At 63.1% G+C, this 14712-nt stretch carries 14 protein-coding genes; all 14 read left to right on the forward strand.

The features are described from left to right. Positions 1-215: 215 nt before the first annotated feature. The 14 genes from PPL01S_RS00370 to PPL01S_RS00435 all read left to right on the forward strand — a co-directional run bounded on the left by PPL01S_RS00370 (position 216) and on the right by PPL01S_RS00435 (position 14579). Positions 216-1304, forward strand: a complete 1089-nt coding sequence (locus tag PPL01S_RS00370) for an efflux RND transporter periplasmic adaptor subunit (protein WP_016392442.1) — start codon at positions 216-218, stop codon at positions 1302-1304. Further along, a complete protein-coding gene (locus PPL01S_RS00375) occupies positions 1301-2368 on the forward strand; it encodes an efflux RND transporter periplasmic adaptor subunit (RefSeq protein WP_016392443.1) in 1068 nt (355 codons plus the stop codon). Before PPL01S_RS00370 ends, PPL01S_RS00375 begins: the two co-directional genes overlap by 4 nt. Further along, complete coding sequence (locus PPL01S_RS00380) at positions 2365-5418, forward strand: efflux RND transporter permease subunit (RefSeq protein WP_028625037.1); 3054 nt, start codon at positions 2365-2367, stop codon at positions 5416-5418. Before PPL01S_RS00375 ends, PPL01S_RS00380 begins: the two co-directional genes overlap by 4 nt. 186 nt (positions 5419-5604) lie before the next feature. Continuing rightward, positions 5605-5787, forward strand: coding sequence for a sulfur starvation response protein OscA (gene oscA, locus PPL01S_RS00385; RefSeq protein WP_003248957.1), 183 nt, complete (start codon positions 5605-5607; stop codon positions 5785-5787). A gap of 49 nt (positions 5788-5836) precedes the next feature. Beyond that, entirely contained in the window at positions 5837-6844 is a 1008-nt protein-coding gene (locus tag PPL01S_RS00390; protein WP_008090479.1) for a sulfate ABC transporter substrate-binding protein, read from the forward strand. A 92-nt stretch (positions 6845-6936) separates the two neighbouring features. Continuing rightward, positions 6937-7755 carry a sulfate ABC transporter permease subunit CysT gene (cysT, locus tag PPL01S_RS00395; protein ID WP_016392446.1) on the forward strand — a complete coding sequence of 273 codons (819 nt, stop codon included), beginning with the start codon at positions 6937-6939 and terminating at the stop codon, positions 7753-7755. A 13-nt stretch (positions 7756-7768) separates the two neighbouring features. Further along, a complete protein-coding gene (cysW, locus tag PPL01S_RS00400; protein WP_016392447.1) occupies positions 7769-8641 on the forward strand; it encodes a sulfate ABC transporter permease subunit CysW in 873 nt (290 codons plus the stop codon). A 3-nt stretch (positions 8642-8644) separates the two neighbouring features. After that, positions 8645-9634, forward strand: a complete 990-nt coding sequence (locus PPL01S_RS00405) for a sulfate/molybdate ABC transporter ATP-binding protein (protein ID WP_008093195.1) — start codon at positions 8645-8647, stop codon at positions 9632-9634. Between the two features lie 384 nt (positions 9635-10018). Continuing rightward, entirely contained in the window at positions 10019-10801 is a 783-nt protein-coding gene (locus PPL01S_RS00410) for an energy transducer TonB (protein WP_016392448.1), read from the forward strand. 30 nt (positions 10802-10831) lie between these two features. Continuing rightward, positions 10832-11551, forward strand: a complete 720-nt coding sequence (locus PPL01S_RS00415; RefSeq protein ID WP_016392449.1) for a MotA/TolQ/ExbB proton channel family protein — start codon at positions 10832-10834, stop codon at positions 11549-11551. Between the two features lies 1 nt (position 11552). Continuing rightward, positions 11553-11954: an ExbD/TolR family protein gene (locus tag PPL01S_RS00420; RefSeq protein ID WP_016392450.1), complete on the forward strand. Its 402-nt coding sequence runs from the start codon at positions 11553-11555 to the stop codon at positions 11952-11954. Positions 11955-12140: 186 nt separating this feature from the next. Then, complete coding sequence (locus PPL01S_RS00425; protein WP_016392451.1) at positions 12141-12722, forward strand: alpha/beta hydrolase; 582 nt, start codon at positions 12141-12143, stop codon at positions 12720-12722. A gap of 64 nt (positions 12723-12786) precedes the next feature. Beyond that, on the forward strand, positions 12787-13617 hold the full coding sequence (locus PPL01S_RS00430; RefSeq protein WP_028625038.1) for a sigma 54-interacting transcriptional regulator: 831 nt from the start codon (positions 12787-12789) through the stop codon (positions 13615-13617). Positions 13618-13793: 176 nt separating this feature from the next. Then, complete coding sequence (locus PPL01S_RS00435) at positions 13794-14579, forward strand: MetQ/NlpA family ABC transporter substrate-binding protein (protein ID WP_016392453.1); 786 nt, start codon at positions 13794-13796, stop codon at positions 14577-14579. The last annotated feature ends 133 nt before the right edge of the window (positions 14580-14712 follow it).

Raw genomic sequence — 14712 nt, forward strand, 5'->3', positions numbered from 1 at the left:
GAGCCGGCTTGCCGGCGATAGCGCCCTAACGGTCTTCCACCCGCTCTGGCCTCATCGCCGGCAAGCCGGCTCCCACAGCGAATCGCGCTGCCTCCTGATTATCCTGCTCACCATCGATTACCAACTGATCCTTGTCAGTGCCGTTTGTCGAACCCTGATCTACGCTAACAGTCGCAACTTTTCGAATTGTTTTGCGCGCAAGCTTAGGAGCCTGCATGAGGGTCACGCGTCCACTGTTTATGGCAGGCCTCGGCCTGCTGTACTTGCTAACGGGCTGTAGCAAGGAACAACCACCAGAGCCCAAGCCCCGGGTGGGCGTGCTTCAAGTCCAACCCACCGATTTCGCGGCCAGGGTTACCCTCACCGGCGACGTTCAGGCACGGGTGCAGACCGACCTGTCATTTCGCGTGGGCGGCAAGATCATCTCGCGCAGCGTCGATGTGGGCGATCACGTCAAGGCCAACCAGGTGCTGGCGCGGCTCGACCCGAAAGACCTGCAGAACAACGTCGACTCGGCCAAGGCCGAAGTGTTCGCCGCCCAGGCGCGGGTGACACAGACCAGCGCCGCGTTCGTGCGGCAACAGAAACTCCTGCCCAAGGGCTACACCAGCCAAAGCGAATACGATTCGGCCGAGGCGGCGCTGCGCAGCAACCAGAGCGCACTCAAGGCCGCCCAGGCGCAACTGGCCAACGCCAATGAGCAATTGAGCTACACCGCGCTGGTGTCCGAGGCCGATGGCGTGATTACCGCGCGTCAGGCCGAGGTCGGCCAGGTGGTCCAGGCGACCATGCCGATCTTCACCCTGGCCCGCGATGGCGACCGCGACGCGGTGTTCAACGTCTATGAATCGCTGCTGGTGTCGCCACCCAGCGACGCCGGGGTCATCGTCAGCCTGCTGGATGACCCCAAGGTCCAGGCCCAGGGCTTCGTTCGCGAAATCACCCCGACGGTGTCGGCGCAAAGTGGCACGGTGCAGGTCAAGGTGTCCTTGCGCAACGTACCGCCGGCCATGCAGCTGGGCTCGCCGGTGACCGCCACGGCCAATGCCCAGGGGCGGCCGAGCATCGAGCTGCCTTGGGCTGCGCTGACCAAGGATGTGCACGAGCCTGGCGTATGGGTAGTGGGTGCCGACGACAAGGTCGAATTGCGCAAGGTCCAGGTGGCCCGCTACCTCACCGGCAAGGTCGTCATCGCCGAAGGTATCAAAGGGGGCGAGACCGTCGTGGTCAGTGGTGGCCAGCTGTTGCATCCAGGCATGCAAGTGCAGAAGGTCGATGCCAAGGATGGAGGAGCCGCACCATGAGGCGAATGTTGTTCGTGCTTGCCAGCGGCCTGCTGTTGACGGCCTGCGGCAAAGAAGAAGCGCCCGCCGAAGCCGTGCGCCCGGTGCTTTCGACCCTGGTGGAAGCCCAGGACCAGTCGCATCTGGGTCGCTTCGCCGGGACTATCCAGGCGCGCTTTGAAAGCACCCTGGGCTTTCGTGTTGCCGGGCGCATCGCCCGTCGCTGGCTCGACGTGGGCGCCCAGGTCAAGCCTGGCGACACGTTGGCCACGCTCGACCCGACCGATCAGCAGAACCAGCTGCGTGCCGCCGAGGGCGACCTGGCCAAGATCCAGGCGCAATGGATCAACGCCCAGGCCAATGCCCGTCGTCAGCAACAGCTGTACGACCGCGGCGTCGGTGCCCAGGCACAGCTGGACATCGCCCAGACCGACCTGAAAACCACCAGTGCCAGCCTGGAGCAGGCCCGCTCGGCCGTCAGCCAGGCGCGCGACCAGCTCGACTACAGCACGCTGCGCACCGACCATGCGGCGGTCATCACCAACTGGCAGGCCGAGGCCGGGCAGACGGTGACAGCGGGCCAGCCGGTGGTCACCCTGGCTCGCCCGGACGTCAAGGAAGCAGTGATCGATCTGCCGATCGGCATTGCCGAGGCGCTGACCAAGGACCTCACCTTCACCGTCGCCTCGCAACTGGACAGCAGCATCAATACCACCGCCACCCTGCGCGAACTGGGGCCCCAGGCCGACGCAGCCACCCGCACGCGGCGCGCCCGCCTGACCTTGGCCAGCACGCCCAGTGCCTTCCACCTGGGCACCGCGATCAGCGTCACCCTGACCTCGGCGATTTCCCCGCGCAGCGAACTGCCCCGCAGTGCGCTGCTGGAACACGAGGGCAAGACGCAAGTGTGGGTGATCGACCCGCAGCAGAAAACCGTCGCCATGCGTGACGTGAAGTTGATCGAGCGCACGGACGACAGCATCGTGCTGGCATCCGGCGTGCAGCCTGGCGAACGTGTCGTTACCGCCGGCGTAAACAGTCTCAAGCCAGGCCAGAAGGTCACATTCGACGAGGATTCACAATGAAAGGAAGCTTCAACCTCTCCGAATGGGCACTGCGTCACCAGTCGTTCGTCTGGTATCTGATGTTCGTCGGCCTGCTGATGGGCATTTTTTCGTACTTCAACCTGGGCCGTGAGGAGGACCCGTCGTTCACCATCAAGACCATGGTGATCCAGACCCGCTGGCCCGGTGCGACCCAGGACGAGACGCTGTATCAAATCACCGACCGTATCGAGAAGAAGCTCGAGGAACTCGATTCCCTCGATTACACCAAGAGCTACACCCGCCCCGGCGAGTCCACGGTCTACGTCTACTTGCGCGATACCACCAAGGCGCCCGACATCCCGGAAATCTGGTACCAGGTGCGCAAGAAGATCCAGGATATCCGCGGCCAGTTTCCGCAAGGTATCCAAGGGCCAGCGTTCAACGATGAGTTCGGTGACGTGTATGGCTCGATCTACGCCTTTACCTCCGACGGCCTGACGCATCGTCAGCTGCGCGACTACGTGGAACAAACCCGCGCCGAGGTGCGCGAGGTGCCCAACATCGGCAAGATCGAGCTGGTCGGCACCCAGAACGAAGTGCTCTACCTGAATTTCTCCACGCGCAAATTGGCGGCCCTGGGCATCGACCAGCGCCAGGTCATGCAGGCCCTGCAACAGCAGAACGCCGTGACCCCGGCGGGTGTGATCGAGGCCGGGCCTGAGCGCATTTCGGTACGGACCACCGGGCAGTTCGCCTCGGAGAAAGACCTGCAGACGGTCAACCTGCGCATCAACGACCGCTTCTTCCGCCTCAGTGATATCGCCGAAATCGAGCGCGGCTACGTCGACCCGCCTTCGCCGATGTTCCGCTACAACGGCCAACCCGCCATCGGCCTTGCGATCGGCATGAAGGCCGGCGGCAACATGCAGGTATTCGGTGCTGCGCTGAAGAAGAAGATGGACAGCGTGATCAACGACCTGCCCGTGGGCGTCGGCGTGTACACCGTGTCGGACCAGGCCGTGGTGGTGAAAGAGGCGGTCGGTGGCTTCACCAGCGCCCTGTTCGAAGCGGTGGTGATCGTCCTTGCGGTGAGTTTCGTAAGCCTCGGGATTCGTGCCGGCCTGGTGGTAGCCTGTTCGATCCCGCTGGTGCTGGCCATGGTCTTCGTGTTCATGGAGTACAGCGGCATCACCATGCAGCGGATCTCGCTGGGCGCACTGATCATTGCCCTGGGTTTGCTGGTGGACGATGCGATGATCACCGTGGAGGTGATGGTCACACGATTGGAACTGGGGGATACCAAGGAGCAGGCGGCGACGTTCGCCTACACCTCCACGGCCTTCCCCATGCTGACCGGCACCTTGGTGACCGTGGCCGGCTTCGTGCCGATCGGCCTCAATGGCAGTTCGGCCGGTGAGTACACCTACACCTTGTTCGCGGTGATCGCCGTGGCGCTGATCGTGTCCTGGGTGGTGGCGGTGTTCTTCGCGCCAGTGTTGGGCGTGCATATCCTCAAGGCCGAGAAGCTCAAGGCCCACGAGGCCGAACCCGGTCGGGTCGGGCGGGCGTTCGAAGGCGGGCTGCTATGGTGCATGCGCCACCGCTGGCTGACCATCATCGGCACGGTGCTGCTGTTCGCCCTGTCGCTGTTCTGCCTGCGCTTCGTGCAGAACCAGTTCTTCCCGTCCTCGGACCGTCCGGAAATCCTGGTCGACCTCAACCTGCCGCAAAACGCCTCGATCGAAGAGACGCGCAAGGTGGTCGACCGCTTCGAGGCGCGCATCAAGGACGACCCGGACCTGGTGCACTGGAGCACCTATATCGGCGAGGGCGCCATTCGCTTCTACCTGCCACTGGACCAGCAGTTGCAGAACCCCTACTACGCCCAGTTGGTGATCGTCAGCAAAGGCTTCAAGGAGCGCGCGGGGATGATGGCGCGCCTGCAGAAGATCCTGCACGAAGAGTTCGTCGGCGTCGGCACCAACGTCCAGTCGCTGGAAATGGGCCCGCCGGTGGGGCGGCCGATGCAGTACCGGGTCAGTGGCCCGAACATCGATCTGGTGCGCAAGCATGCCATCGACCTGGCCACCTTGCTCGACAGCAACGAGCACATCGGCGAGATGATCTTCGACTGGAACGAGCCCGGCAAGGTACTGCGGGTGGAAATCGCCCAGGACAAGGCGCGCCAGCTGGGGCTGTCTTCCGAGGACGTGGCCAACGTGATGAACAGCATCGTCAGCGGTGCGCCGGTGACCCAGGTGAACGACAACATCTACCTGGTGAATGTCATCGCGCGCGCCGTGGACAGCGAGCGGGGCTCGCCGGACACGTTGCAGAACCTGCAGATCGTTACCCCAAGCGGCACCTCGATACCGCTGCTGTCGTTCGCCACCGTGCGCTACGAGTTGGAGCAACCGCTGGTGTGGCGCCGCGACCGGAAACCGACCATCACCATCAAGTCTTCGGTCAATGGCGATATCCAGCCCACCGACCTGGTGGCCCAGCTCAAACCGAGCATCGACGAGTTCGCCAGCAAGTTGCCGGTCGGCTATCAGGTGGAAACCGGCGGTACCGTGGAGGAGAGTGCCAAGGCCCAGGGCCCGATCCGCAAGGTCATCCCGCTGATGCTGTTCCTGATGGCGACCTTCCTGATGATCCAGCTGCACAGCACGCAGAAACTGTTCCTGGTGGTCAGCGTGGCGCCGCTGGGGGTGATCGGCGTGGTCCTGGCGCTGGTGCCAACGGGCACGCCCATGGGCTTCGTGGCGATCCTCGGCATTCTGGCACTGGCGGGCATCATCATCCGTAACTCGGTGATCCTGGTGACCCAGATCGATGAGTTCGAGGCGCAGGGTTATTCGCCTTGGGATGCGGTCGTGGAAGCCACCAACCACCGCCGCCGGCCGATCCTGCTGACGGCGGCGGCTGCCAGCCTGGGCATGATCCCGATCGCCCGTGAGGTGTTCTGGGGGCCGATGGCCTACGCCATGATCGGCGGTATCATCAGTGCAACGCTGCTGACGCTGCTGTTCCTGCCGGCGCTGTATGTGGCCTGGTACAAGATCCGCGAGCCGAACAAGGCCAGCTGATCTGTTGATTGCAAGTGCGCTATCGCCGGCTTGCCGGCGATAGGGCCACCCAAACAAAAACAGTTATATAAACATTCTTAAACAGTATTTTTAAGAATATCCGCGCCTCACTACTATTGGTTTCAAGCCAGGCGCAAACCCCTTCCAAAACCTCTGCCCGGCACCCTTGTTCACAGGAGAACGAGCATGAGCGCATCGCTGCGAAGCATCGACGGTCAGGACGAAGCCACCATTCTGCGTGAGATCCAGAGCGCCCTGCGCGACCTGCGTTTCGGTGCGGTGGAGATCACCGTGCACAACGCCCAGGTCGTGCAGATCGAGCGCAAGGAGAAGTTCCGCCTGCAACAGCCCGGCAACAAGCCCGGCTGATACGCCCCCCCCTTCAAAACTAGAAAAAATGCCAATCGGGAGCTTCACCATGTCCATCCGCCGTTATGCGCTCGCCGCCCTGGCCAGTGCCGTTTTTGCCGGTTCCGCCATCGCCAAGGACTACGAACTGCTGAACGTGTCCTACGACCCGACCCGCGAGCTGTACCAGCAGTACAACGCCGAATTCATCAAGCACTGGCAGCAGGCTCACCCGGATGACAAGGTGAAGATCCAGCAGTCCCACGGTGGCTCCGGCAAGCAAGGCCGGGCAGTGATCGACGGCCTGCGCGCCGACGTGGTGACCCTGGCCCTGGCGGGCGACATCGATGAAATCGCCAAGCTCGGCAAGACCCTGCCGGCGGACTGGCAGAAGCGCCTGCCGGATGCCAGCACCCCGTACACCTCGACCATCGTGTTCCTGGTCCGCAAGGGTAACCCGAAAGGCATCAAGGATTGGGGCGACCTGATCAAGAAGGACGTCTCGGTCATCACCCCCAACCCGAAAACCTCCGGTGGCGCACGCTGGAACTTCCTCGCCGCCTGGGCCTACGGCCTGAAGCAGGGTGGCAGCGAAGACAAGGCCAAGGCCTATGTGCAGGAGCTGTTCAAGCATGTGCCGGTGCTCGATACCGGCGCCCGTGGCTCGACCATCACCTTCGTCAACAACGGCCAGGGCGATGTGTTGCTGGCCTGGGAAAACGAAGCCTTCCTGGCGCTCAAGGAAGACGGTGGCAGTGACAAGTTCGAGATCGTCGTGCCGTCGCTGTCGATCCTCGCCGAGCCGCCGGTGGCCGTGGTCGACAAGAACGCCGAGAAGAAGGGCAACGAGAAGATCGCCGAGGAATACCTCAAGCACCTGTACAGCCCGGCTGGCCAGAAAATCGCTGCCGAGAACTTCTACCGTCCGCGTGACGAGAAGGTCGCTGCCGAATTCGGCAAGCAATTCCCGAAACTGGACCTGGTAACCATCGACAAGGACTTCGGTGGCTGGAAGACTGCACAGCCGAAATTTTTCAATGACGGCGGTGTGTTCGACCAGATCTACCAGGCACAGTGAAAATGCAGGGGCTGCGCAGCAGCCCCAGGATTCAGAAGCTTGCACCGGCCCGGCATAACCGCCGGGCTTCGTGCGTTCAACCAGGGATATTTATGTCACGTCGCATTTCCCCCGTCATACCCGGCTTCGGGCTGACGCTGGGCTACACCTTGGTGTACCTCAGCCTGATCGTGCTGATACCGCTGGCCGCCATGTTCGTGCATGCCGCGCAGCTCACCTGGGAGCAGTTCTGGAACGTCATCAGTGCGCCGCGGGTGATCGCCGCGCTGCGACTGAGTTTCGGCACCGCCCTGTTCGCCGCCATCATCAATGGCGTGATCGGCACCCTGCTGGCCTGGGTGCTGGTGCGCTACAACTTCCCCGGGCGCAAGGTCATCGATGCAATGATCGACCTGCCGTTCGCCTTGCCCACGGCCGTCGCCGGTATCGCCCTGACCGCCCTGTATGCGCCTTCGGGCTGGGTCGGCCAGTTCGCCACCGACCTGGGTTTCAAGATCGCCTACACACCGCTGGGCATCACCCTGGCGCTGACCTTCGTCACCTTGCCGTTCGTGGTGCGCACGGTGCAGCCGGTGCTTGCCGACATCCCGCGTGAAGTCGAGGAAGCCGCAGCATGCCTGGGCGCGAAACCTTTGCAGGTGTTCCGCCACGTACTGGCGCCGGCCCTGCTGCCAGCCTGGCTCACCGGCTTCGCCCTGGCCTTCGCCCGTGGTGTGGGCGAGTATGGTTCGGTGATCTTCATTGCCGGCAACATGCCGATGAAGACCGAGATCCTGCCCCTGCTGATCATGGTCAAGCTCGATCAGTACGACTACACCGGCGCGACCGCCATCGGCGTGCTGATGCTGGTGGTTTCCTTCATCCTGCTGCTGCTGATCAACCTGCTGCAGCGCCGTATCGAAACCCCTTGAAGGAGGCCCGGCTATGTCCAGTTCATCCCTGAGCACCAGCGCCGCCGCCAATGCCGCCCGGCGTGGCAGCGCCACTTCGCGGCGGATCCTGATCGGCCTTGGCTGGCTGGTGTTCGCGCTGTTCCTGCTGCTGCCGCTGGTGATCGTGGTGTCGCAGGCGTTGAAGAACGGCTTCGGCACCTTCTTCGAAGCGATCTTCGAACCCGATGCCTTGTCGGCACTGCAACTGACCCTGCTGGCGGTGGTGATCTCGGTGCCGCTGAACCTGCTGTTCGGGCTGAGCGCCGCGTGGTGCGTGAGCAAGTACACCTTCCGCGGCAAGAGCGTGCTGGTGACCCTCATCGACCTGCCGTTCTCGGTGTCGCCGGTGATCGCCGGCCTGGTCTACGTGCTGATGTTCGGCGCCCAGGGCCTGTTCGGGCCCTGGTTGCAGGACCACGATATCCAGATCGTGTTCGCCTTGCCCGGCATCGTGCTGGCGACCATCTTCGTCACCGTGCCCTTCGTCGCCCGTGAGCTGATCCCGCTGATGCAGGAGCAGGGCACGCAAGAGGAGGAGGCCGCGCGCCTGCTGGGCGCCAACGGTTGGCAGATGTTCTGGCACGTGACCTTGCCCAATATCAAATGGGGCCTGATCTACGGCGTGGTGCTGTGCACCGCGCGGGCCATGGGCGAGTTTGGCGCGGTGTCGGTGGTGTCCGGCCACATCCGCGGCGTGACCAACACCTTGCCGCTGCACGTGGAAATCCTCTACAACGAGTACAACCACGTCGCGGCCTTCAGCGTGGCCAGCCTGCTGCTGATCCTGGCGCTCTTCATCCTGCTGCTCAAGCAGTGGAGCGAGAACCGTATTAACCGCCTGCGCCATAGCGCCGCGGAGGAATGATTCATGTCGATCGAAGTTCGTAACGTCAGCAAGCGCTTCAACAGCTTCCAGGCCCTGGACAACATCAACCTGGATATCCACAGCGGTGAGCTGGTAGCCCTGCTCGGCCCGTCCGGCTGCGGCAAGACCACTCTGCTGCGGATCATTGCCGGCCTGGAAACACCCGACGACGGCAGCATCGTGTTCCATGGCGAGGACGTGTCCGGCCATGACGTGCGCGATCGCAACGTCGGCTTCGTGTTCCAGCACTACGCGTTGTTCCGCCACATGAGCGTGTTCGACAACGTCGCCTTCGGCCTGCGCATGAAGCCCAAGGGCGAACGTCCGAGCGAGAGCAAGATCGCCGAAAAGGTCCATGAGCTGCTGAACATGGTGCAGCTGGACTGGCTGTCCGACCGCTACCCCGAACAGCTTTCCGGTGGGCAGCGCCAACGTATCGCCCTGGCCCGTGCCCTGGCGGTGGAGCCCAAGGTGTTGCTGCTCGACGAGCCGTTCGGCGCGCTCGATGCCAAGGTGCGCAAGGAACTGCGCCGCTGGCTGGCGCGGTTGCACGAGGACATCAACCTGACCTCGGTGTTCGTCACCCACGACCAGGAAGAGGCGATGGAAGTGGCGGATCGCATCGTGGTGATGAACAAGGGCGTGATCGAGCAGATCGGCTCGCCGGGCGAGGTGTACGAGAAGCCGGCCAACGACTTCGTGTACCACTTCCTGGGCGACTCCAACCGTCTGGCCTTGAGCGAAGGGCACCATGTGCTGTTCCGCCCGCACGAGGTGTCGCTGTCGCGCCATGAAACCGAAGGGCACCATGCCGCCGAGGTGCGTGACATTCGGCCACTGGGTGCCACTACGCGGGTGACCTTGAAGGTGGAAGGGCAGAGCGAGCTGATCGAGGCCGAGGTGGTCAAGGACCACGACAGCCTGACCGGGCTGGCGCGAGGGGAGACACTGTTCTTCCGGCCGAAGGTTTGGCAGAAGGTCGCGGATATCTGAGTTGCTTTTGAAAGTGGAAAACCCGGGCATGGTCCCGGGTTTTTTATTGCCTGATGGATTTTGGGGCTGCTTTGCAGCCCATCGCCGGCAAGCCAGCTCCCACAGAAGTTCGGTGCTGGACCTTGTAGGAGCTGGCTTGCCGGCGATCGAGGGCGGAGCCCTCGCAGCAATCCCATGCCTTGCACGAATATTTCAAATGCCTTCAAAGCATGCGGTTTTGATCAAGCGCCCACGACCCGCGAACGGCGCGGCCTTGCAGCATCTATCAAAATCTCATATACGCAAATGATCTAACTTTAACTTTAAACATTACTTTAAGAGATAAGCCTCTGGCCCCGATGATTCAGCCACACACCTGAATCAAGAACCCCAGGAGTTTGATCAATGGGTAATGTCCAGTCGGCCGTCAGGGCCTACGACCAGCCATGGCGCCCAGCCCCGGGTGACCTGGTCGAGCTTGGACGGACGCTACGCCTTCCATTGGGCCAGCTGCGCCTGCAACGCACACCGGTCAGTGGCCTAAGGCGCCGCGACAAGCTGGCGTTGGCCCTGCTGGTACTGGCCTTGCACGGCGCGGCTGGCTACTGGGTCAGCCAGGCACCCACGCCCGAACTGCCGGTAGTGCCGCCGCAGATTCCACCCATGACCATCGAGTTCGCAGCCCCTGCGCCGCCTGTGCTCGAACCGCCTCCGCCGGCCCCGGCACCGCCTGTGGTAGAGCCACCGCCGCCGGTGGTCGACGAGCTGGCCGCCAAGCCCAAGCCGAAACCGCTGGCAAAGCCCGTGGCCAAGCAGCCGCCCAAGCCACAGCCCAAACCGGTCGAAGCGCCACCTCCCGCTCCGGTTGCGGCCCCGGCTCCGCCCGCGCCACCCGCACCGGCGCCGGTAACGCCCCCCTCGGCCAATGCCGCGTACTTGAAGAACCCGGCACCGGAATACCCGCAGATGGCTCAGCGCCGTGGCTGGGAAGGCACCGTGCTGCTGCGGGTCGAGGTACTGGCCAGCGGCAAACCGGGGCAGATCCAGATCCAGAAAAGCAGTGGTCGCGACGCCCTCGACGCCGCCGCCCTGGCCGCGGTCAAGCGCTGGAGCTTCGTGCCCGCCAAGCAGGGCGACGTGGCCCAGGCCGGCTGGGTCAGCGTGCCGATCGATTTCAAGCTTCGTTAACTTTTTCGCAGAACACAGGAAGACATCATCATGAGCCTGCTGGCATCTCCCCTCGAATCCGTTGAAAGCGCAGTCATCTGGCTGCTGGTCGGGTTTTCTGTCGTCACCTGGGGCCTCGCCCTGGTCAAGGTCGTGCAATTCGTGCGGCTCAAGCACCAGGACAAGCGCTTCCACCAGCAGTTCTGGGCGGCTTCAAGCCTCGATTCGGCTGCCGAGATCAGCCATGAATCGCCCGGCCCGGCTGCCCGTGTCGCCCAATCCGGTTACGCCGCGATTGCCGTTGGCGATACCCAGGCCAGTGACCTGAGCCATGCCATCAACCACCAGGACCGCCTCGAGCGCGCCCTGCGCCAGCAGATCGTGCGTGAGCGCCGCTCGCTGGAAACCGGCCTGGCAGTGGTGGCCAGTATCGGTAGCACCTCGCCCTTCATCGGCCTGTTCGGCACCGTATGGGGGATCATGGAAGCGCTCAAGGGCATCAGTGCAGCAGGCTCGGCCAGCCTGGAAACCGTGGCCGGCCCGATCGGCGCCGCGCTGGTGGCCACCGGCGTAGGTATCGCCGTCGCCGTGCCGGCGGTGCTGGTCTACAACTACTTCCTCCGCCGCCTCAAGCTGACCGCCGCCGACCTCGATGACTTTGCCCACGACTTCTACAGCCTGGCGCAGAAGAGTGCCTTCCGCGTGCTGGTGCACCCCGCCGTGCACAAGCCCCAGGCCGGGTTCACCCAGCCGGTGAAGGAGGCGTCCTGACATGGCCTTCTCGACCCAGGACAGCGACGAAGTCCTCAGTGAAATCAACGTCACGCCGCTGGTGGACGTCATGCTGGTACTGCTGGTGGTGTTCATCGTCACCGCACCGCTGCTGACCAACGCCATTCCCATCAACCTGCCCAAGACCGAGGCGGTGGCCCCGGTGGAGCAGAAGGATCCGCTGGTGGTGAGCATCGACGGTGACGGCAAGCTGTTCATCAACAAGGACCAGATTCAGCCGGACCAGCTGGAAACCAGCCTCAAGGCGGCCAAGGACAAGGACGCGCAAGTCCGTGTGCAGCTACAGGCCGATGATGGCGTGAACTATGGCGAAGTTGCGCGGGCCATGGCGGCCATCGAGCGTGCGGGGATCAGCAAGCTGGCGGTGATTACCGCGCGCTGAGCGGCAAACCCTCTTCAGGCAAGTGCTTAGGGCCATATCTCTTGGCAGGGGATGGCCCTTTTTTTATTGACGCCGGTCAGTCAATCGTATCTTTTAGTTATTAATAAATAGCTTCTTATTCCTTTGCTGATATAACTCCATCCCTATACTGGACAGCAAGCACGCAAACTTACTGGAGGCGTCCCCATGCGCAATGAGTCGATTCGTTACCTGATTGTGCCGGGCTGGCAAGGATCGCCAGACAACCATTGGCAAAGTCACTGGCAGCGCAGCCTGCCCAACAGCGCCCGGGTCGAGCAGCACGACTGGCTGACCCCGCAGCGCCAGGACTGGGTGCAAGCGCTGGAGCAGGCAATTGCTGCAGAACGTTCGCCAGTGATTCTCATCGCCCACAGCCTGGGCTGCGTCACCGTCGCCCATTGGGCGGCACAGGCCAACCCCGGCCTGCTGCGGCAAGTGCGCGGTGCACTGCTGGTAGCGCCGGCGGATGTCGAGCGGCCTACCTGCGCGCCGGCCTTGCGCAACTTCGCGCCGATCCCGATGCAGGCATTGCCGTTCCCCAGTCAGGTGGTCAGCTCCGACAACGACCCGGCCGTCAGCGTGCCGCGTGCACTGCACCTGGCCCAGGCCTGGGGTGCCGAAGCCGGGCTGCTGAGCAATGCCGGGCACATCAACGTCAAGTCCGGGCATGAGCGTTGGGAACAGGGTTTCGCCTACCTGTACCGCCTGCAAAGCCGGGTCGAGCAGCGGGCGCTGCGGCGCGCCTGATCCACCCTTACCGTTCACCTTTGCCTGACGCCCGGCCCACCGAAGCCCGGGGCGGGAGCTGCGCATGACTTTTCCAAACCCGTTTGGCCAGCCCTTGCTGACCTTCCCTGAACTGGACAAGAGCCCACTGAGCATCCGTGCCAAGGCGCTGGTGTTCATCGACCCACGCTCGCAGCAGTTGCGTCTGGACCTGGAACGCCTGGCGCCGCAAGCGCTGCCGGTGTTGATCCGCGGCGAGACCGGCACCGGCAAGGAGTTGCTGGCGCGGCAGATCCACCGTGCCAGCGACCGAGCCGGTTTGTTCGTGTCGGTCAATTGCGCGGCCATCAGCCCCACCTACGCCGATGCCGAGTTGTTCGGCTACAGCGCCGGGACCCTGGGCGCTACTGCCAGCAGCCGCGCTGGCTGGTTCGGCTCGGCCAACGGCGGCACCTTGTATCTGGACGAAATCGCCGATTTGCCACTGGAGATCCAGGGCAAGTTGCTGGCAGCGCTGGAGAACCGTGAGGTCACCCGCGTTGGTGCACAGCAGCCGCAAGCGGTGGATGTGCGACTTGTGGCGGCAACCAGCATCGATCTTGCGCGGGTGGTGCGTGCGGGCCGTTTCAACGAGCGGCTGTACCAGTACCTGCTCGAAGGTGCGCTGGAACTGCCACCCTTGCGGGAAAGGCGCGGCGATGTCCTGCCGCTGGCCGAGTATTTCGTCGGTATCTACAGCGTGCGCCTGCAGCGCTCGCTGCCGCTGATCAGCGACGCCGCGCAACGCCTGCTGGAGGCCCATGCCTGGCCGGGCAACACCCGCGAACTGGAGAACGTCATCCACTTCGCGTTGCTGGTCAGTGAAGGAGAGGAAATCCTCCCGGAAGACCTCGACCTGCCGGACACCGCGGGCTAGACGGCGCTCATAAGCGAATGCGGTAATGGCTATTTGTTTTGGGTATAAGCAGCGAATTAAAAGATATTGTTCCGGAATAAAAAATCTCGGTATTGTCCGCCCCACGCCCCCGGTGAACCGGTTGGGCAACCGACTTCAGCCATCCTCGATGGCCCAGAACCAGAACAAGGACCACCATGAAGAAGACCCTGCTGACCACCGCCCTGGCCGCTGCCCTGTCGTTCGCCGGCCTGGCCACCGCCGCCGAGAAACTGGTCGTTGCCGCCACCCCGGTACCCCACGCCGAGATCCTCGAGCTGATCAAGCCGACCTTGGCCAAGCAAGGCGTGGACCTGCAGATCAAGGTCTTCACCGACTACGTGCAACCTAACGTCCAGGTCGACCAGAAACGCCTGGACGCCAACTACTTCCAGACCCTGCCGTACCTGCAGAACTTCAACGAAGGCAAGGGCACTCACTTGGAAACCGTGGTCGGCGTGCACGTCGAACCCTTCGGCGGCTATTCGAAGAAGGTCAAGAGCCTGAGCGAGCTGAAAGATGGCGCCACCGTTGCCATCCCTAACGAAGGCAGCAACAGCGGCCGTGCCCTGCTGCTGCTGCAGAAGGCCGGCCTGATCACGCTGAAAGACCCGAAAAACGCCCTGGCCACGCCGAAAGACATCGCCGAGAACCCGAAGAAACTGAAGTTCCGCGAGCTGGAATCGGCCATGCTGCCGCGTGTGCTGGACCAGGTCGACCTGGACATGATCAACACCAACTACGCGCTGGAAGCGGGCCTGAACCCGGCCAAGGATGCGCTGGTGATCGAGGGCAACGATTCGCCTTACGTGAACTTCCTGGTGGCACGCCCGGACAACAAGGACAGCGATGCGATCCAGAAGCTGGCCAAGGCGCTGACCAGCCCGGAGGTGAAGGCATTCATCGCCAAGAAGTACAGCGGTGCGGTGTTGCCGGCGTTCTGAGCCTGGCCTTGATGTAGAGAAAAACCGGCGCAATCGCGTCGGTTTTTTTTTGCGCCACCCAAGCAGGGCTCAAGTAAGTTATCTCCCGTTACCTATCATTTTTGCCAGTAGCCGGTTTGCCACCTGATGGCGT

Source organism: Pseudomonas plecoglossicida NBRC 103162 = DSM 15088 (assembly GCF_000730665.1).
Classification (GTDB): Bacteria; Pseudomonadota; Gammaproteobacteria; order Pseudomonadales; family Pseudomonadaceae; genus Aquipseudomonas; species Aquipseudomonas plecoglossicida.